Genomic DNA, 19,642 nt, shown 5'->3' with positions numbered 1-19,642 from the left:
TGATATCAATCCCGAACTATTTATAGTAATTACTTTAATAGTGTACATAAAGCCTATTTTAACTTATAATATACTATGAGTTTATATATGGACGGGAATTTAAATAGGAGGTAACATTTTGAGTTTAATTAAGAAAAAAAATAAAAATATTCGTATAATTCCACTTGGCGGAGTTGGAGAAATTGCGAAAAATATGTATGTCGTTGAAGTAGACGATGAAATGTTCATGTTAGATGCAGGACTGATGTTCCCAGAAGATGAAATGCTAGGTGTGGACATTGTAATTCCTGACATTCAATATGTCATTGATAATAAAGATAAATTAAAAGGTATATTTTTGACGCATGGCCATGAACACGCTATCGGAGCTGTCACATATGTATTAGAACAAGTAGATGCACCTGTGTACGGTTCTAAATTGACAATCGCGTTAATTAAAGAAAATATGAAAGCACGTAATATTAATAAAAAAGTAAGATATTATACAGTGAATAATGAATCAGTTATGCGTTTTAAAGGGGTAAACATTACATTTTTCAATACAACGCACAGTATTCCAGACAGTTTAGGCGTATGTATTCATACATCATATGGTGCAATTGTTTATACTGGCGAATTTAAATTTGATCAAAGTCTACAAGGTCATTATGCACCAGACTTGAAAAAAATGACTGAAATAGGCGAAGCAGGCGTGTTTGCGCTCATCAGTGATTCCACTGAGGCGGAAAAACCAGGTTATAATACACCAGAAAATGTAATTGAATCACATATGTATGATGCGTTTACTAAAGTAAAAGGCAGATTAATTGTTTCATGTTACGCATCGAACTTTATCCGCATTCAGCAAGTATTGAATTTGGCTCAGAGATTGAATAGAAAAGTTTCTTTCTTAGGCCGTTCATTAGAAAGTTCATTTAATATCGCTAGAAAGATGGGCTATTTTGATATTTCTAAGGACTTATTAATTCCAATTAATGAAGTTGAAAATCATCCTAAAAATGAAGTTATTATTATTGCAACTGGTATGCAAGGTGAACCAGTAGAAGCATTAAGCCAAATGGCTCAAAAGAAACATAAAATAATGAATATTGAACAAGGGGATTCTGTATTCCTAGCAATTACTGCTTCTGCAAGTATGGAAGTCATCGTTGGTAACACGCTAAATGAATTAGCGCGCGCTGGTGCAGAAATCTTACCTAGTAGTAAAAAAATACACACTTCAAGTCATGGTTGCATGGAAGAATTGAAGATGATGATTAATATTATGAAACCAGAATACTTTATACCAGTAAATGGTGAGTTTAAAATGCAAATTGCTCATGCAAAATTAGCGAATGAATCAGGCGTAAAACCTGAGAAAATCTTCCTTGTGGAAAAAGGTGATGTCGTTAACTATGATGGTGACGAAATGATTTTAAATGAAAAAGTGAATTTTGGTAATGTACTTATCGATGGTATTGGTGTTGGAGACGTAGGAAATATCGTTCTGAGAGATCGTCATTTATTAGCAGAAGATGGTATCTTTATTGCGGTCGTAACACTTGATCCGAAAAACAGACGAATTGCAGCTGGACCAGAAATTCAATCTAGAGGTTTCGTTTATGTTAGAGAAAGTGAAGCTTTATTAAATGAAGCTGAAGAAAAAGTACGTGAAATCGTCGAACTAGGACTACAAGAAAAACGCATTGAATGGTCTGAAATCAAACAAAGTATGCGTGATCAAATTATCAAGTTATTATTTGAAAATACGAAACGTCGTCCGATGATTATTCCAGTTATTTCTGAAATTTAATAGTTTCCATACTAAACAAAGAGGTTAAGACAAACGCTTAGGTAAACATATTTAAAAGTAGATTGCAGTTGATTGTTATATCTTAAATATGACATGCAAGCAACCTTTAAATCCACTCAAAGCGAACATTGTCTTACCTCTTTTATGTTATTATAGAATACAAATAAACTTTTATTATACAAACATACTTATATAATAAAACCTAAATACATATTATTTACGATGAATAAAAGTGATTCACATAACAATCAATGGGTATAGGATTAAAATAAAATTGAAATCAGAGTTAGAAAAGTAGGTGTGGAACGTGGCACAAACAAAAAAGAGAACTACAACTAAGAGAAAACCAACAAATACAAGAAAGAAAACAACAAATAAAAAGAAAAAACAAAGCGACAGTCCTATAAGATATGTTTTTGCTATTATCGCTTTTGTATTAATTATACTAGGCGCGTTCCAACTTGGTATTATTGGAACAATGATAGATAGTTTCTTGAACTATTTATTCGGTAATAGCCGTTTCTTAACATATATATTACTAATTATAGGCACAATATTTATTACTTATTATAAAGCATTACCGAAGACAAGACGTACAGTTGGTGCTTTTCTATTACAATTCGCACTATTGCTAGTGACACAAATCTTCTTTTACTTTACTAATAATGCACAAGCTGAACGAGAACCAGTATTGTCATTTGTCTATAAGGCTTATGAACAGACTAACTTCCCTAATTTTGGTGGAGGGTTAATAGGATATTACTTATTAACTTTATTCACGCCTTTAATTTCTATTGTTGGTATTATTATTGTGACAATTTTATTGATTGCTTCAAGTGCAATTTTACTTTTAAAGCAAAGTCATCGTGATGTATCGAAAATCGTATTTGAAAAGGTGAAAATTAAAAGTCAAGATGCTTCAGTAAACTTAAAAGAAAAAAGAAAACAAAATAAAATTAAAAAAGATGCTAAAGTGCGTGTGAAAGCAGAGAAAAAAGCTGAATTACAAGCACAACAAGCTGCTACTCAGGATGAAGCTAATAATGAAGTTAAAGATGTAAGTGATTTACCTGAAGTTTCTAATTTAACTGCAGAACAGCAACAATCCATACCTATATATGGGCATGGTGATAACGATGAAGACAGCGCTCAACCTACGGAAAATAAAAAATACAAACGTAGTCAACGCACGCGCGATCAAGAAGGTGCCAATGAGCAGATACCATCACAACAAAGTTCTAAAGAGGAACAAGCTTCATTAGATCAGTTGATAGATGAATCTGAACAAGCCTCAGATGAAGAAGGCGCAAATTCCATATCCGAAGCAGGTGAGGTTGAAAATGAAGCATATACAATACCACCGCTTTCCTTACTCAATCAACCTGCTAAGCAAAAAGCTACATCTAAGGCAGAAGTACAAAAAAAAGGTCAGTTACTAGAAACCACGCTCAAAAACTTTGGTGTTAATGCTAGAGTGACTCAAATAAAAATTGGTCCAGCGGTGACACAATATGAAATACAACCTGCGCAAGGTGTGAAAGTAAGTAAAATTGTTAATTTACATAATGATATTGCTTTAGCACTTGCTGCGAAAGATATTCGTATAGAAGCACCAATACCCGGTCGTTCAGCTGTCGGTATAGAAGTGCCTAATGACAAAGTATCACTCGTTTCATTAAAAGAAGTATTAGATGAGAAGTTTCCTGCCAAAAACAAATTAGAAGTTGGATTAGGTAGAGACATTTCAGGTGATCCAATTACAGTTGAATTAAATAAAATGCCTCACTTACTGGTAGCAGGTTCAACTGGTAGTGGTAAGTCAGTTTGTATTAATGGCATTATTACAAGCATTTTACTTAATGCTAAGCCACATGAAGTAAAACTTATGTTAATTGATCCAAAAATGGTAGAGTTGAATATATATAACGGTATACCGCATTTGCTTATACCTGTTGTGACAAATCCACATAAAGCATCACAAGCACTAGAAAAAGTAGTTGCTGAAATGGAAAGACGTTACGATCTATTCCAACATTCTTCAACTAGAAATATTGAAGGCTATAACGAAGCAATTAGACGACAAAATAAGGAACTAGAAGAGAAGAAATCTGAGTTGCCATATATTGTGGTGATAGTTGATGAATTAGCAGATTTAATGATGGTTGCAGGTAAAGATGTGGAAAATGCAATTCAACGTATTACTCAAATGGCACGTGCAGCAGGTATTCATTTAATTATTGCAACACAACGTCCATCTGTAGATGTTATAACTGGTATAATCAAAAATAACATTCCGTCAAGAATCGCTTTCGCTGTGAGTTCTCAAATTGACTCTAGAACGATCATAGATAGTGGCGGCGCAGACAAGTTACTAGGTAAAGGTGATATGTTATACGTTGCAAATGGTGGCTCTACGAGAACACGCGTGCAAGGTGCATTTTTAAGCGATCAAGAGGTACAAGATATTGTTAATTATGTTGTTGAACAACAAAAAGCGAACTATGTTAAAGAAATGGAACCAGATGCACCAGTTGAAAAATCAGAAATGAAAAGTGAAGATTCACTTTATGATGAAGCATATATATTTATAATTGAACAACAAAAAGCAAGTACATCCTTGCTACAAAGACAGTTTAGAATTGGTTATAATCGAGCTTCAAGACTGATGGATGATTTAGAACGGAATCAAGTTATTGGACCACAAAAAGGTAGCAAACCTAGACAGATACTTGTGGATTTAGATAGTGATGAGGTGTAAATATGGAACTTACTTCTGTGTATAAAGTTAAAGAGTGGATGATTCAACAAATTAAAGAAGGTAAATTGAGTCCTGGAGAGCCATTGCCAAGTAATTTAGCAGTGGCTAGAACACTAAACGTTAAAACAGATGACGTTTATGATGCCGTAGATGAATTGATTACAGAACAAGTATTATCTAATAACTTAGGGGAAGGTGCGAGTGTTAAATCACTGCACCCGTTCTTCTATCCTTTAGGTGAACTTGTAAGTATTAGTCAAATGATAGAACAACAAGGCTTTAATGCTAGAACAGAATTTATAAGCTTAGATGAGAAACCAGCTACTTCATTGGATGCATTAAGATTAAATATTCCTGATAAAGCTTCTGTGACCATTATAGAGCGTGTCAGACTGGCAGATCGACAACCAGTAGTATATTGCTTAGATAAAGTGTCCGCTGATGATTTAACGTGTGCACAGTATCAAAATAGCGATGAATCTTTATTAAACGCGATTGAAGCTTATGCTAATAAAAAAGTTGCCTATGCAAATACAGAAATTGAGGCAATTAGTTACGAACCTCATATCTCAGACGTACTAGACGCATCACCGCATGAAGGGCTCATGCTTTTGAAATTAATACATTACGATAATGAAGATAATCCAATACTTTATTCTTTTAATTATTTCAAAAGTAGTTTAGTAAAATTTAAAACGGTTAGAAATAGAATATAAAAACAAAATTATGAAAGCGGGGCATGACAATTTGAAGATAGATAAACAGCAAAACGACTTGCATATAAAAGTAATGCCAACAACAAAATTTAAAACAACCACAATCACATTGAAATTTATGGCGCCATTAGATAGCGAAACTATGACAGCACGTTCGCTATTGAGCAAAGTACTCGTTCGTGCGACAAAACAATGGCCGACGGATAAAGCATTTAACCAACACTTATCACAATTATATGGTGCATACGTCAACAGTTTTATTTCAAAATTCAAAGACAAGCATGTAATTACAATATCTTTAGAAATCGTAAATGAACGTTATTTAAAAGACCAGACACCATTATTTGAAAAAGGTTTGAATTTGTTAAAAGAAATGATTTGGAACCCGTTAATTGCAGATGGTGAATTTGATGAAACTTTTGTTGCACAAGAAAAATCGTTATTAACAAAAAAATTAGATGCTATAGTTGATAATAAATCACAAATTGCATTTTTAAACTTACTGAAAAATATGTTTGGAGACCAACCTTATCGCCATATAGCGTCAGGGCAAGTAGAATACATATCAGGCATAACACCAAAAAATTTATATCATACATATCAATCTATGCTAAAAGATGACTTCTGCGCGGTTTATGTAGTAGGCAACGTAGATGAGCAAGCAGTGAAATCACAAATTCAATCATATTTTGATCTTAAACCTTTTCAATTTGAATTATCATATGCAGTACCAACACCGACATCACATACTTTACCACAAGAAATTATTGAAACAGATGTAGTGGATCAAGCTAAATTAAATATGGGATATAAATTCCCAGCACGATATGGCGATCCACAATACTTTGCTATGGTCGTGTTAAATGTCATGTTTGGCGGTGATCCATCGTCCGTATTGTTTAATGAAGTACGTGAGAAACAGAGCTTAGCGTATTCAATACACTCTCAAATGGATGCTAAAAATGGTTTTATGTTTGTACTTAGTGGTGTTTCAGCTGACAAATATGAAATAGCTAAAGATACAATAATAGCTGAATTTGAAAAATTCCAACAAGGTGAGTTTGATGACGATAAATTAGAGCTAGCTAAAAAAGTAATTATTTCACAACGTCAAGAATCTCATGATAGACCAAAAAGTATTATTGAAATATTAAATAACAATATTTTACTTGATGAAGATATGTCAGAAACAAGTTTTATTGAAGGTATACAAAATGTATCTAGAGCAGAGATTCAGCAATTAGCACAAGAAACAATATTAGATACGATTTACATTTTGACGAAAGGAGGTAATGACTGATGAATGAAAAATATTATAAACAAATAGACGAAAAAGTTTATGAAGCTGAGTTAAATAATGGACTCAAATTATTTGTTATTCCGAAAAAAGGATTTCAAAAAACCTTCGTAACATACACAACACAATTTGGTTCATTAGATAATAAATTTAAACCACATGGTAGCGATACATATGTCACAGTACCTGATGGCGTAGCACACTTTTTAGAACATAAATTATTTGAAAATGAAGAAGAAGACTTATTTACTGCTTTTGCGGAAGACAACGCTCAAGTTAACGCCTTTACGAGCTTTGATCGAACAAGCTATCTATTCAGTGCTACTGATAATGTAGACCGCAATATCAAACGTTTATTAACGATGGTAGAAACGCCTTATTTTACTAAAGAGACAGTTGATAAAGAAAAAGGAATCATTGAAGAAGAAATTAAAATGTATCAAGAACAACCAGGCTATAAATTAATGTTCAATACGCTAAAGGCTATGTATGAAACACATCCGATTCGTGTAGATATTGCAGGTAGTGTTGAAAGCATTTATGAAATAACTAAAGATGATTTATATCTATGCTATGAAACATTCTACCATCCATCGAACATGGTGTTATTTGTTGTAGGTGATGTAGATGCAGAGCACATTTATGAAGTCATTTCTGAGCACGAAAATAAAAGAGATAAAGTGAATCAACCACAAATTGTCAGAGATGCTTTAGCGGAAAAAAGCGAAGTTAATGAGGTCAATGTCTCAGAATCCATGAAACTTCAATCACCAAGATTAATGCTTGGTTTTAAAAATGAAACTTTAAAAAATGAACCTAACGAAGCCTATGTTAAACGTGATTTAGAAATGACACTATTTTATGAAATGGTGTTTGGTGAAGAGACAGATTTTTATCAAACGTTGCTTAATCAAGATTTAATAGATGAAACATTTGGTTATCAATTTGTTTTAGAACCAACCTATAGCTTTTCAGTTATCACGAGTGCAACGCAATATCCTGATAAATTGAAAGCACTATTATTAGAGGAATTAGAAAACACACAAGGAAAACTAAGTGATGCAGAGGCCTTTAATTTATTGAAAAAACAATTTATCGGAGAATTTATCTCAGGTTTAAACTCACCAGAGTATATTGCTAATCAATACACAAAACTTTATTTTGAAGGCGTAAGTTTATTCGACTTATTAGACATTGTTGAGAGTATCACTTTAGATAGCGTGAACGAAACAGCAAATACATGTTTAAATCTAACACAAGTTGTAGATAGTCGTTTGGAGATGAAATAAAATGAAGGCTTTGGTCATGGGCGGATCTGGTACAATAGGTTCTGCAATTGTCGATCGTTTATTAATGGATGGGTATGAAGTCATCGTACACTATAATAAATCAAACATAGAAACTCTAACTAAGCGCTATGAACAAAAGTCAGTACAATTTGTAAAATGTGATTTAACTCAGTGTAATGAATTGGACAAAGCTTTTGGCTTTATAAAGAATTTAGATTGTTTAATTTATACTAGTGGTTCAGCTTTATATGGACAATTACAGGATATGACAGACGAAATGATCGATTCGAGCTATCAAATACATGTGCGTCAATTTATACGAACAAGTCGATATTTTGCAGATCAATTAAGACAAAGTACAAATGGTAGAATCATCGTTATCTCATCTATTTGGGGCGAAACTGGCGCAAGCATGGAAACTGTTTATTCAGCTATGAAAGGTGCGCAAATTAGTTTTGTTAAAGCGCTTAGCCAAGAGTTAGCTATGACAAATGTTACGGTTAATGCTATTGCACCTGGTTTAGTTAGTGGCAACATGACTCAAGTCTGGACGGCAGACGAACTTAGTGACATAACAAGCGATTTACCACAACAAAGATTGATTGCACCTGAAGAAGTTGCACATACGTGTAGTTATTTATGCCATCCATTAGCAAAGAGTATCACGGGAACAGTACAAAAAGTGAATGGCGCATGGTATTTATAAATTTTAATATTGTGTAAAAAAATAAGCCAACTATGAAACATTCAATGATATAATAACAGTACAATAAATCACATGATTTAAAAAAGTGATATTAATAGATGTTTCTTCAGCACCAGTCTATTATAAAATAACCGTTGTTTTTAAACTAAGGGGTGTTTATTTCATGACAGTAGCTACTAAAAAAGAATGGTATTTAGAATATGAGATAACGTTGAATAGATCAGGTTTATTAGGCGATGTATCTAGTTTGTTAGGTATGATGGGTATCAATATTGTAACGATTAATGGCGTTGATGAAGGTCGTAGAGGTTTACTCATTAAGTCTGATAACTTAGAAAAAGTGAGTAGATTTGAAAATATTGTTACTGAAATTGACGATATTTCTATTACTAAATTACGCAAACCTGAACTTCGTGATAGATTGGCAGTAAGACATGGCAGGTACATAGAGCAAGATGCTGACGATAAAAAGACATTTCGTTTTGAAAGAGAAGACTTAGGTTTACTCGTTGATTTTATGGCAGAATTATTTAAAGAAGAAGGTCATAAATTAATAGGCATTAGAGGTATGCCTAGAGTTGGAAAGACAGAATCTATTGTTGCTGGCAGTGTCTGTGCGCATAAACGTTGGTTGTTCATCAGTTCTACATTAATCAAACAAACTGTGCGTAGCTCATTAATCAAAGGCGAGTACGATCCTAATCATGTTTATATTATTGATGGTGCTGTAACAGCAAGAGAATCTAATGTAAAACACCAAGAATTAGTAAAAGAAGTGATGAGTTTGCCTTCAATCAAGGTGGTAGAGCATCCTGACTTGTTTGTTGAAACAAGTGATTATGAGATGAGCGATTTCGATTATATTATTGAATTAAGAGAAAATAAAAATCAAGAAATTCATTATGAAGAAATGAAGAAACAAACTGTTAAAAGTAAAAACAACTTAGACTTTGGTAACGATGAATTTGGTGGCGGATTTGGTTTCTTTGAATAAAAAAATGAATAGTTATCAAGGAGGACTGACATCGTGAACACAGTTGGTCAAACTTTAAAGGGACGCCGAGAACGCTTAGGTATGACTTTAAATGAATTAGAAACACGCACACAGATAAAACGTCAAACTTTGACTTTGATAGAAAATAACGATTTTGAATCTTTGAATAAAGTTGATTATGCAGAAGGTTTTATTAAAAAATATGCAAAAGCCGTTAATATTGATTCTGCACAGTTAATCAAAGCACATAGAGACGAAATCCCAAATAATGATGAAAGCATGCAAGAGACGATTGAAGCTTTTTCTAAAGAAAATAAGCCAACATATCGCAGTAAGAATAAAGAACCGTTGCAAGTAGCTGTTATAGTTAGTGTTGTTGTTATCATTTCAGCACTATTATGGATTTTAGCTGTTTTAGTATTATAATCTGTTAAAGTATAAAGCAACGATTAAGTTATAAAAAAGAAAAGAGGACTTCTTATGAATATACCGAATTGGATAACTGTTTTTAGAGTTATACTAATTCCAATATTTCTTCTATTTGCACTGATAGATTTTGGATTTGGTAACATTTCATTTATCGGTGGCAATGAAATTAGAATTGAATTATTAATTAGTGGTATTATTTTTATTATCGCGTCGTTAAGTGATTTTGTTGATGGCTATTTAGCAAGAAAATGGGAGCTTGTAACTAATATGGGGAAATTCTTAGACCCATTAGCTGACAAATTACTCGTTTCAAGCGCTTTAATCGCACTTGTACAAATTGATTTAACAAATTCAATCGTTGCGATTATTATCATTGCACGTGAGTTCGCTGTAACAGGATTACGTCTATTACAAATTGAGCAAGGTTTTGTAAGTGCTGCAGGGCAATTAGGTAAGATTAAAACTGCTGTTACGATGGTCGCAATTGTTTGGATTCTCCTAGGTGATCCTTTAGCAACTTGGATTGGTTTTGAATTAGGACAAGTTCTGTTATACATCGGTGTATTCTTCACAATATTATCTGGAATTGAATACTTCTATAAAGGTAGAGATGTATTTAAAGCGAAATAATGGGGGCAGTTCCAATACATGTCCCACACCCACACTTACCAATAAAATTAAGTACTTTAATATAGCAAAACAGTCCAAAGTGATAAAATTTGGGCTGTTTTTATTTTATTTGATAAAATAGTATAATAATTGATTTATTAAGATTTACTAAGCTTTTTAAAATATATAAAAATCTAATCTTTAGTTTTTTAAGGAATTAAGATTTATAATTAAGTTTATCGAATAATTTTGCGCTCGCTTTTAAATGCATAAAAAGTATAAACTAAAGTAAATCATGTAACTTGGTGTTGAGGAGGAGAAGTTGTGAAAATATCTATCATTGCAGTAGGCTCAGAATTATTATTAGGACAAATAGCTAATACCAATGGACAATATTTATCGAAATTGCTGAATGGTGTAGGTCACAGTGTGGTAGAACATACAGTAATCGGTGATAATCCAGAACGCTTAGAAAGAGTGATAAAAGCATCATTTAATCATTATGATACTGTTATACTAACTGGTGGCTTAGGCCCAACTAAAGATGACTTAACGAAACATACGGTTGCTAAGGTATTAGGTCGAGAATTAATCATTGATAAACATGCTTTGAATTACATTGAACAATTCTTCGAAGAGCAGAATATTGAAATGACTCCAAATAATCGTCAACAAGCGTTAGTTATAGAAGGTTCACATGTATTAGAAAATAAAGTCGGCATGGCGCCTGGTATGGTAGTAGATCAAGATGAACGACGTATTGTATTGTTACCAGGCCCACCAAGAGAAATGCAACCTATGGCTAAAAACGAACTTTTGCCATTCTTCTTCAATGGTGAAAGCACTATATTCTCAGAATTATTGCGTTTTGCAGGCATCGGCGAATCTAAAGTAGAAACAGTATTAATGGATTTAATAGATGCACAGACAAATCCTACGATTGCGCCATTGGCTGGAACGCATGAAGTTAATATTAGATTAACGGCAAATGGAGATACGCAACGTGAATGCGAGCAACTTATCGATCCTATTAAATCAGAAATTTTATCACGTATTGGTGAATATTATTATGGTTCTGATGATATACTACTGGAACAATCTCTGATGGATAAAATTCATCAATCATTTGCTCTATATGATGCTGTTACAGATGGAGAATTATATTCTAGACTGAAGAATTTTAATACTTCACAATTACTTCAAGGGATGTTACCACATCATACGCAATTTATAGATGAACATGATACAATTGAAACTCAACTTTCTGTCTCTGCCAATATCGTTAAAGATTTGTATCAAACAGAAGTAGGTATTTCAATAATGTATTATAAGGATGCAATTTATTTAGGCATTTTAGAAAATGAACGACTTGAAATTCAGTCCTTTAAAATGACGCAAAGAAGAAATTCAATAAAAAGCAGAACTCAAAATTATGTACTAATACGATTACTAAATTGGTTTAAATAAGCATTTAAAGGCTGCAAAAACTTAAAAATATAGCACGTGTGTTCTGTTTTAGTTGTAAATTTCGTCTATATAAGCGAACAAATATTCGCAAAAAGCTTGCAGAATTATTTAAATCAAGGTATAGTAGGATTAAGATATTTTACAGAGATTAATCTCAATTAGGAGGTCCAGCATTGGATAACGATCGTCAAAAAGCTTTAGATACAGTAATTAAAAATATGGAAAAATCATTTGGTAAAGGCGCAGTTATGAAATTAGGTGACAATAAAGCCCAAAGAGTTTCTAGCGTTTCAAGTGGTTCAGTTACTTTGGATAATGCGTTAGGTGTAGGTGGCTACCCTAAAGGAAGAATTATAGAAATATATGGACCAGAAAGTTCTGGTAAGACTACAGTAGCATTGCATGCTATTGCAGAAGTACAAAAAAATGGTGGCGTTGCGGCGTTTATTGATGCTGAACATGCGTTAGATCCTGTCTATGCAGAAGCTTTAGGTGTAGATATTCAAAATCTATATTTATCTCAACCTGACCATGGGGAACAAGGATTGGAAATTACTGAAGCATTCGTAAGAAGTGGTGCTGTTGACATCGTAGTTATTGACTCCGTTGCTGCATTAACTCCAAAAGCTGAAATTGAAGGTGAAATGGGTGATACACATGTTGGTTTACAAGCACGTTTAATGTCACAAGCATTGCGTAAACTTTCAGCCGCTATTTCCAAATCAAAAACAACAGCAGTATTTATTAACCAAATTCGCGAAAAAGTAGGCGTGATGTTCGGTAACCCTGAAGTAACACCAGGTGGACGTGCGTTAAAATTCTATAGTTCTGTACGTTTAGAAGTACGTCGTGCTGAACAATTAAAACAGGGCCAAGATATTGTTGGTAATAGAACGAAAATTAAAGTTGTTAAAAATAAAGTAGCACCACCATTCAGAGTTGCAGAAGTGGATATGATGTATGGTAAAGGTATCTCTAAAGAAGGAGAACTTATTGACTTAGGTGTTGAAAATGAAATTGTAGATAAATCAGGTGCTTGGTATTCATACAATGGAGATCGTATGGGACAAGGTAAAGAAAATGTTAAATTATATCTGAAAGAAAACCCTGAAATTAAAGAAGATATTAATCGTAGATTGCGTGAAGCACTAGGCATTGTTGATGGTGATGTTAAAGAAGACGAAGATGAAAAACAAACTACGCTTCTTGAAGACGAATAGTGTTATCTAAAGCAATTTAAAGATTTACTATAAAATAAGTGTATATATAAAAATATGCGCTTATTTTTTTACATAAATATAAGAATTTTAAAATATAATATGACAAATATTTTGCTATATAAGCTTAATAACATAAGTGACAACAATAGTTATAGGAGAAATAGTGTAAAAGAGGGGTCTCAAATATTGAATTAATGTGTAGGAAACCTTGACACTTCTTAGTTTAAAACCGTACAATTACATTGTATGATTCTTATATAACTTCATATAATCATATTGAAATTGATATACAGAGCAAAATCCTAGATAAAAAGGGGGTGTTTGTGTGAGTTTATTAGGCCTCCTACTCATTTTGCTAGGTATTATTCTCGGAGTTGTTGTAGGGTACATTGTAGCCCGTAATCTATTGCATCAAAAGCAATTACAAGCAAGACAAACTGCAGAAGATATTATTGAACAAGGTAATAAGGAAGCAGAGAATACTAAGAAGGAAAAGCTCCTAGAAGCTAAAGAAGAAAATCAAATCTTAAAAGAACAAAGTGAAAACGAACTTCGTGAAAGACGCGGTGATCTTCAAAAGCAAGAAGCTCGACTTCTTCAAAAAGAAGAAAACTTAGAGCGAAAATCTGATCTATTAGATAAAAAAGATGAGATTTTAGAGCAAAAAGAGTCTAAACTTGAAGAACGACAACAACAAGTAGATGCAAAAGAGAGTAGTGTTCAAACATTAATAAATAAGCATGAACAAGAATTAGAACGCATCTCTGGTCTCTCTCAAGAAGAAGCTGCACAAGAGCAACTTCAAAGAGTTGAAGATGAATTGTCACAAGATATTGCAATACTTGTTAAGGAAAAAGAGAAAGAAGCAAAAGAAGCAGTCGATAAAAATGCAAAAGAATTGTTAGCAACTACGGTTCAAAGATTAGCAGCAGAACATACTTCTGAATCTACTGTATCAGTTGTTAATTTACCAAACGACGAAATGAAAGGTCGAATCATTGGTAGAGAAGGAAGAAATATCCGTACGTTAGAAACATTAACGGGTATTGATTTAATTATAGATGATACGCCAGAAGCGGTTATCCTCTCTGGTTTTGACCCAATTAGACGTGAAATTGCAAGAACTGCATTAGTAAATCTTGTTTCGGATGGACGTATCCATCCTGGACGAATAGAAGATATGGTAGACAAAGCTCGTAAAGAAGTAGACGATATTATTCGAGATGCAGGGGAACAAGCTACATTTGAAATAAATGTGCATAATATGCATCCAGATTTAGTTAAAATCTTAGGTCGTTTACAATATCGTACAAGCTATGGACAAAATGTATTGAAACATTCTATCGAAGTTGCACACTTAAGTGGTATGTTAGCAGCTGAATTAGGTGAAGATGTTACATTAGCTAAACGTGCTGGTCTACTTCATGATGTTGGTAAAGCAATCGATCATGAAGTTGAAGGTAGCCATGTTGAAATAGGTGTAGAATTAGCGAAAAAATATGCTGAAAATGAAACAGTTATTAATGCAATTCATTCCCACCATGGTGACGTTGAACCAACTTCTATTATTTCTATATTGGTAGCAGCAGCAGATGCATTATCAGCTGCGAGACCAGGTGCTCGTAAAGAGACATTAGAAAATTATATTAGAAGATTGGAAAGATTAGAAACACTTTCTGAAAATTATGATGGTGTCGAAAAAGCGTTTGCAATTCAAGCAGGTAGAGAAATTCGAGTTATTGTATCACCAGATACTATCGACGACTTAAAATCACATCGCTTAGCAAGAGATATAAAAAGCCAAATTGAAGACGAACTTCAATATCCTGGTCATATAAAAGTGACAGTTGTTCGTGAGACTAGAGCAATTGAATACGCAAAATAAATGTTAGCCATTCAATGACTAACGATAGACTGCCAACAAAGTCATAAGACTTGTTGGCAGTTTTTTGATGATTCGTATCATTAATTGTGTTTATGACATTTCTCGAACAAAGTGATATTATACGGCTTTTAAATAGTGAAAGATATTTGAAGTCTCAAACATTAAAAAAGAGTGGGACGACGAAATCTAATTTTTCTAATAAGATTTCATCGTATGAGCCCAGCCCGGCGCAGCTGACAAAATGGAGTGCAAGAGATTGGTATAAGCGCATTTTCACTTCAGTCAGCCACTGTCCATATAATAGTTGAGGCTGAGACATGTATTTATGTCCCAGCCTCAACTTTGGTACACTGAAGAAAAACTTCACTATACTAAGCAATTTATATTTTTATTAATTAGTTTAATTCTAAATCTGCAACTTTAACTTCTTTGATAATTTCAGCTGTATCACAGCAGTTTGTAGCGATATTTGCATATCTTTCTGCTAAACGATAAGCATTGATATATAGCTCTAGACTATCTTTTGCTATATCTTCTGCGTCTTCACTTTTTGATGGATTTGCTGTAACAACTAGATCAGCAAAATGTTGTGGATCGATATTAATTGACATGTATTACTTCCAACTCCTATATTGTGGATTAAAATAATTACTATAATGAATTATACCCCCATTACAAAATATAAAACTTAAAAATTAAAGAAATATTTACTAAAGAACCTTTTCAACTTAAATTATTTACATTAAACTAACATTAAGAGAGGATGAACAAGTAAATGAGAATATTATTTATTGGAGATATCGTAGGTAAAGTCGGTAGAGAAGCAATTAACACGTACTTGCCTAAGCTTAAACAAACGCATCGTCCTACAGTTACAATTGTAAATGCGGAAAATGCCGCACATGGTAAAGGATTAACTGAAAAGATATATAAAGAATTATTAAGAGAAGGCGTAGATTTCATGACTATGGGGAACCATACTTACGGACAACGTCAAATTTATGACTTTATAGAAAGTGCTAAGCGCATGGTTCGACCAGCAAATTTTCCAGATGAAGCACCAGGTGTAGGTATGCGCATTATTCAAATCAATGACTTGAAATTGGCGATTATTAACTTACAAGGTCGTGCATTTATGCAAGATATAGATGATCCATTCAAAAAAGCAGATGAATTAATTGCTGAAGCACAAAAAGAGACGGATTATATATTTGTAGATTTTCATGCGGAAACAACTTCTGAAAAAAATGCAATGGGTTGGTATTTAGATAATAGAGTGAGTGCTGTTGTAGGTACACATACGCATATTCAAACTTCTGATGAAAGAATATTGCCAGGTGGTACAGGTTATATTACAGATGTAGGTATGACAGGATTTTATGATGGTATACTTGGAATCAATAGAGGAGAAGTTATCACACGCTTTATTACTAGCCTACCACAAAGACATGTAGTGCCAGATGAAGGACGTAGTGTCTTATCTGGTGTTATTATAGATATTAATAAAGATGGTAAAGCAACGCATATTGAACGCGTGCTCATCAACGATGATCATCCATTTTAATTATCGTCCGTTAGTATGAATTTTAAAATAAACCACTCTTTACATAGTAATAGGGTGGTTTATTTTGATATGATTGATTATGAATTATTATAACCATTAGGAGGCAAGATGGTATGAAATCACAAGTATCATGGAAAGTTGGCGGCCAGCAAGGAGAAGGTATTGAATCAACGGGGGAAATCTTTGCTACTGCGATGAACCGTAAAGGATACTATTTATATGGATATCGTCATTTTTCAAGTAGAATAATGGGCGGACATACGAATAATAAAATAAGAGTATCAACATCACCTGTACACGCGATAAGTGATGATTTAGATATATTAATCGCTTTTGATCAAGAAACAATAGAAGTTAACCATCATGAAATGAGAACAGACAGTATTATCATTGCAGACAGCAAGGCAAAACCAGAAAAACCTGAAGGCTGTCGTGCGCAACTCATAGATTTACCGTTTACGGCAACAGCAAAAGAATTAGGCACTGCCTTAATGAAAAACATGGTTGCTATTGGTGCGACATGTGCAGTGATGAAATTAGATATTTCAGCTTTTGAAACGCTTATTACTAATATGTTTACTAGAAAAGGCGCAAAAGTTGTCGAAATGAATATAGAAGCATTAAATGAAGGTTATCGTTTAATGATGGAGCAACTTAATACTGTTGAAGGTGACTTTGTTTTAGAAGAAACAAATGGAACACCACATCTATATATGATTGGTAATGATGCAATTGGCTTAGGTGCTTTATCAGCTGGATCAAGATTTATGGCGGCATATCCTATTACACCTGCTTCAGAAATTATGGAGTACATGATTGATAATCTACCAAAAGTAGGCGGCACAGTTGTACAAACTGAAGATGAAATTGCTGCTGCAAACATGGCTATTGGATCAAACTATGCTGGTGTACGTGCTTTTACTGCCAGTGCTGGACCTGGACTTTCATTAATGATGGAAGCGATTGGTTTATCTGGTATGACAGAAACACCATTTGTAGTGATTAATACCCAACGTGGTGGGCCTTCTACAGGATTGCCTACTAAACAAGAACAATCTGATTTAATGCAGATGATATACGGTACACATGGAGATATCCCTAAAATCGTAGTTGCACCTACTGATGCAGCAGATGCATTTTATCTTACGATTGAAGCATTTAATTTAGCAGAAATGTATCAATGTCCAGTGATTATTTTAAGTGATTTACAATTGTCATTAGGCAAACAAACTGTAGAAAAATTAGATTATAACAAAATCGAAATTAACCGTGGCGAAACAATTCAATCTGATATAGAACGAGAAGTAGACGACAAAGCTTATTTCAAACGTTATGCATTGACTGAGAGTGGCGTATCACCTAGACCTATTCCAGGTGTTAAAGGTGGTATACACCATGTAACAGGTGTCGAGCATAACGAAGAAGGTAAGACGAGTGAAGCAGCTGATAACAGACAACAACAAATGGATAAACGTATGCGTAAAACTGAGCATTTACTAATTAATGAACCAGTAGAAGCAGATGAACAACATGATGAAGCAGATATTTTATATTTAGGTTTCATTTCGACTAAAGGCGCAATTCAAGAAGGTAAGGATAGACTAGAAGCACAAGGCTTAAAAGTAAATCATATACAAATTAGACAATTGCATCCTTTCCCTAAAGAAACACTTCAAAAATCTATTGATAAAGCATCGAAAGTTGTCGTAGTAGAACACAATTACCAAGGACAACTTGCAAGTATCTTGAAGATGAATGTTACATTGGGTGATAAATTAGTGAACCAAACAAAATACGATGGCACGCCATTCTTGCCACATGAAATTGAAACAAAAGGACTTGAGATTGCCAAAGATTTAAAGGAGCTGGTATAAATGGCAACGTTTAAAGATTTTAGAAATAATGTTAAGCCCAATTGGTGCCCGGGCTGTGGAGATTTTTCAGTCCAAGCAGCGATTCAAAAAGCAGCAGCCAATATTGGCTTGGAACCTGAGGAAGTAGCAATCATTACTGGTATCGGCTGTTCTGGTCGTTTATCTGGATATGTAAATTCTTATGGCGTACATGGTATACATGGTCGTTCATTACCATTAGCACAAGGCGTGAAAATGGCGAACAAAGACTTGACTGTTATTGCTTCCGGAGGAGACGGTGACGGTTACGCAATAGGTATGGGCCATACTGTTCATGCATTGCGTAGAAATATGAACATGACATATATTGTAATGGACAACCAAATTTATGGACTGACTAAAGGTCAAACATCACCTTCATCAGCGCCAGGTTTTGTTACAAAATCAACACCAAAAGGAAATATCGAGCAAAATGTTAAACCATTAGAGCTCGCATTATCTTCTGGAGCAACATTTGTAGCACAAGGCTTCTCAAGTGATATAAAAGGACTTACAAAAATGCTTGAAGATGCTATTAACCATGACGGTTTTTCATTTGTGAACGTCTTTTCACCATGTGTAACATATAATAAAGTGAATACTTATGATTGGTTTAAAGAAAACCTTACAAGTATTGATGATATAGAAGGTTTTGATGTTACAGATAAAAGTAATGCAACACAAAAAGTGTTAGAGTATGATTCTCTAATTAAAGGTATTGTTTATCAAGATACTGAAACACCTTCATATGAATCTCAAATTGAAGAGATGGAAGATACGCCATTAGCTAAAAGAGATATTCATATTGATGAAACGCAGTTCAATGAATTAACAAAGCAATTTGTTTAAATTCGAAGTGTAGATAATATTCATATAGTAAAAATAATTAAATGATAGTATATAAGCTGATTACATACGGGGCTTGAATAAAGACACATTCAATATCGTATAGTATCAGCTTTTTTTTAGTAAATGTAGGAATATTTTATTCTTGTTTATAGTATTATAGAAGCTAAACAGTGCT

Annotated in this window: 15 protein-coding genes and 2 pseudogenes; 16 read left to right on the top strand and 1 reads right to left on the bottom strand. The window is 33.6% G+C overall.

All coding sequences use genetic code 11. The features are described 5' to 3' along the window. Nucleotides 1-118 precede the first annotated feature (118 nt). The 13 genes and pseudogenes from rnjB to rny all read left to right on the top strand — a co-directional run bounded on the left by rnjB (nt 119) and on the right by rny (nt 15,162). Nucleotides 119-1,792, top strand: a complete 1,674-nt coding sequence (gene rnjB / locus ACP3TL_RS05815) for a ribonuclease J2 (RefSeq protein WP_285325587.1) — start codon at nt 119-121, stop codon at nt 1,790-1,792. A gap of 307 nt (nt 1,793-2,099) precedes the next feature. Beyond that, nucleotides 2,100-2,928, top strand: a pseudogene (locus tag ACP3TL_RS05810) (sensor histidine kinase); the annotation flags it as partial. A gap of 155 nt (nt 2,929-3,083) precedes the next feature. Further along, nucleotides 3,084-4,550, top strand: a pseudogene (locus ACP3TL_RS05805) (DNA translocase FtsK); the annotation flags it as partial. 2 nt (nt 4,551-4,552) lie between these two features. Then, the gene (locus tag ACP3TL_RS05800; protein WP_285325588.1) at nt 4,553-5,266 is read left to right on the top strand and encodes a GntR family transcriptional regulator; all 714 of its coding nucleotides are present in this window, start codon (nt 4,553-4,555) and stop codon (nt 5,264-5,266) included. A gap of 10 nt (nt 5,267-5,276) precedes the next feature. Continuing rightward, nucleotides 5,277-6,566, top strand: a complete 1,290-nt coding sequence (yfmF, locus tag ACP3TL_RS05795; protein WP_285325589.1) for an EF-P 5-aminopentanol modification-associated protein YfmF — start codon at nt 5,277-5,279, stop codon at nt 6,564-6,566. Continuing rightward, nucleotides 6,566-7,852, top strand: coding sequence for an EF-P 5-aminopentanol modification-associated protein YfmH (gene yfmH / locus ACP3TL_RS05790; protein WP_069832858.1), 1,287 nt, complete (start codon nt 6,566-6,568; stop codon nt 7,850-7,852). The genes yfmF and yfmH overlap by 1 nt, the downstream gene beginning before the upstream one ends. A 1-nt stretch (nt 7,853) precedes the next feature. Then, the gene (gene ymfI / locus ACP3TL_RS05785; RefSeq protein WP_069832857.1) at nt 7,854-8,558 is read left to right on the top strand and encodes an elongation factor P 5-aminopentanone reductase; all 705 of its coding nucleotides are present in this window, start codon (nt 7,854-7,856) and stop codon (nt 8,556-8,558) included. Between the two features lie 163 nt (nt 8,559-8,721). Beyond that, on the top strand, nt 8,722-9,552 hold the full coding sequence (locus ACP3TL_RS05780; protein WP_069815990.1) for a YmfK family protein: 831 nt from the start codon (nt 8,722-8,724) through the stop codon (nt 9,550-9,552). 33 nt (nt 9,553-9,585) lie between these two features. After that, entirely contained in the window at nt 9,586-9,978 is a 393-nt protein-coding gene (locus ACP3TL_RS05775; protein WP_069815988.1) for a helix-turn-helix domain-containing protein, read from the top strand. A 54-nt stretch (nt 9,979-10,032) separates the two neighbouring features. Further along, nucleotides 10,033-10,611: a CDP-diacylglycerol--glycerol-3-phosphate 3-phosphatidyltransferase gene (gene pgsA / locus ACP3TL_RS05770; protein ID WP_069815986.1), complete on the top strand. Its 579-nt coding sequence runs from the start codon at nt 10,033-10,035 to the stop codon at nt 10,609-10,611. 303 nt (nt 10,612-10,914) lie between these two features. Then, nucleotides 10,915-12,057, top strand: a complete 1,143-nt coding sequence (locus ACP3TL_RS05765; RefSeq protein ID WP_069832856.1) for a CinA family nicotinamide mononucleotide deamidase-related protein — start codon at nt 10,915-10,917, stop codon at nt 12,055-12,057. A gap of 173 nt (nt 12,058-12,230) precedes the next feature. Next, entirely contained in the window at nt 12,231-13,277 is a 1,047-nt protein-coding gene (gene recA / locus ACP3TL_RS05760; protein ID WP_069832855.1) for a recombinase RecA, read from the top strand. A gap of 325 nt (nt 13,278-13,602) precedes the next feature. Then, entirely contained in the window at nt 13,603-15,162 is a 1,560-nt protein-coding gene (rny, locus tag ACP3TL_RS05755) for a ribonuclease Y (protein ID WP_069815980.1), read from the top strand. Between the two features lie 395 nt (nt 15,163-15,557). Here the strand turns inward: rny and ACP3TL_RS05750 are convergent, their stop codons facing one another. Beyond that, the gene (locus ACP3TL_RS05750) at nt 15,558-15,773 is read right to left on the bottom strand and encodes a hypothetical protein (protein WP_069832854.1); all 216 of its coding nucleotides are present in this window, start codon (nt 15,771-15,773) and stop codon (nt 15,558-15,560) included. Nucleotides 15,774-15,937: 164 nt separating this feature from the next. On the opposite strand from ACP3TL_RS05750, the gene ACP3TL_RS05745 reads away from it, so the two are divergent. The 3 genes from ACP3TL_RS05745 to ACP3TL_RS05735 all read left to right on the top strand — a co-directional run bounded on the left by ACP3TL_RS05745 (nt 15,938) and on the right by ACP3TL_RS05735 (nt 19,467). Further along, the gene (locus tag ACP3TL_RS05745; protein ID WP_002507824.1) at nt 15,938-16,726 is read left to right on the top strand and encodes a TIGR00282 family metallophosphoesterase; all 789 of its coding nucleotides are present in this window, start codon (nt 15,938-15,940) and stop codon (nt 16,724-16,726) included. 113 nt (nt 16,727-16,839) lie between these two features. Next, a complete protein-coding gene (locus ACP3TL_RS05740) occupies nt 16,840-18,600 on the top strand; it encodes a 2-oxoacid:acceptor oxidoreductase subunit alpha (RefSeq protein WP_069832853.1) in 1,761 nt (586 codons plus the stop codon). Further along, entirely contained in the window at nt 18,601-19,467 is an 867-nt protein-coding gene (locus ACP3TL_RS05735) for a 2-oxoacid:ferredoxin oxidoreductase subunit beta (RefSeq protein ID WP_069815973.1), read from the top strand. Nucleotides 19,468-19,642 lie beyond the last annotated feature (175 nt).

It is taken from the genome of Staphylococcus caseorum (assembly GCF_049943195.1).
Taxonomy (GTDB): domain Bacteria; phylum Bacillota; class Bacilli; order Staphylococcales; family Staphylococcaceae; genus Staphylococcus; species Staphylococcus equorum_A.
Note: the sequence above shows the minus strand (reverse complement) of the source record. Positions and strands in the feature narration are given on the sequence as shown.

What these genes read in the sequence shown, in the direction of transcription:
- ACP3TL_RS05800 (WP_285325588.1), top strand. Translation starts at nt 4,553, where the DNA reads ATGGAACTTACTTCTGTGTATAAAGTTAAAGAGTGGATGATTCAACAA.
- yfmF (WP_285325589.1), top strand. Translation starts at nt 5,277, where the DNA reads ATGAAAGCGGGGCATGACAATTTGAAGATAGATAAACAGCAAAACGAC.
- yfmH (WP_069832858.1), top strand. Translation starts at nt 6,566, where the DNA reads ATGAATGAAAAATATTATAAACAAATAGACGAAAAAGTTTATGAAGCT.
- ymfI (WP_069832857.1), top strand. Translation starts at nt 7,854, where the DNA reads ATGAAGGCTTTGGTCATGGGCGGATCTGGTACAATAGGTTCTGCAATT.
- ACP3TL_RS05780 (WP_069815990.1), top strand. Translation starts at nt 8,722, where the DNA reads ATGACAGTAGCTACTAAAAAAGAATGGTATTTAGAATATGAGATAACG.
- pgsA (WP_069815986.1), top strand. Translation starts at nt 10,033, where the DNA reads ATGAATATACCGAATTGGATAACTGTTTTTAGAGTTATACTAATTCCA.
- ACP3TL_RS05750 (WP_069832854.1), bottom strand. Translation starts at nt 15,773, where the DNA reads ATGTCAATTAATATCGATCCACAACATTTTGCTGATCTAGTTGTTACA.
- ACP3TL_RS05745 (WP_002507824.1), top strand. Translation starts at nt 15,938, where the DNA reads ATGAGAATATTATTTATTGGAGATATCGTAGGTAAAGTCGGTAGAGAA.
- ACP3TL_RS05740 (WP_069832853.1), top strand. Translation starts at nt 16,840, where the DNA reads ATGAAATCACAAGTATCATGGAAAGTTGGCGGCCAGCAAGGAGAAGGT.
- ACP3TL_RS05735 (WP_069815973.1), top strand. Translation starts at nt 18,601, where the DNA reads ATGGCAACGTTTAAAGATTTTAGAAATAATGTTAAGCCCAATTGGTGC.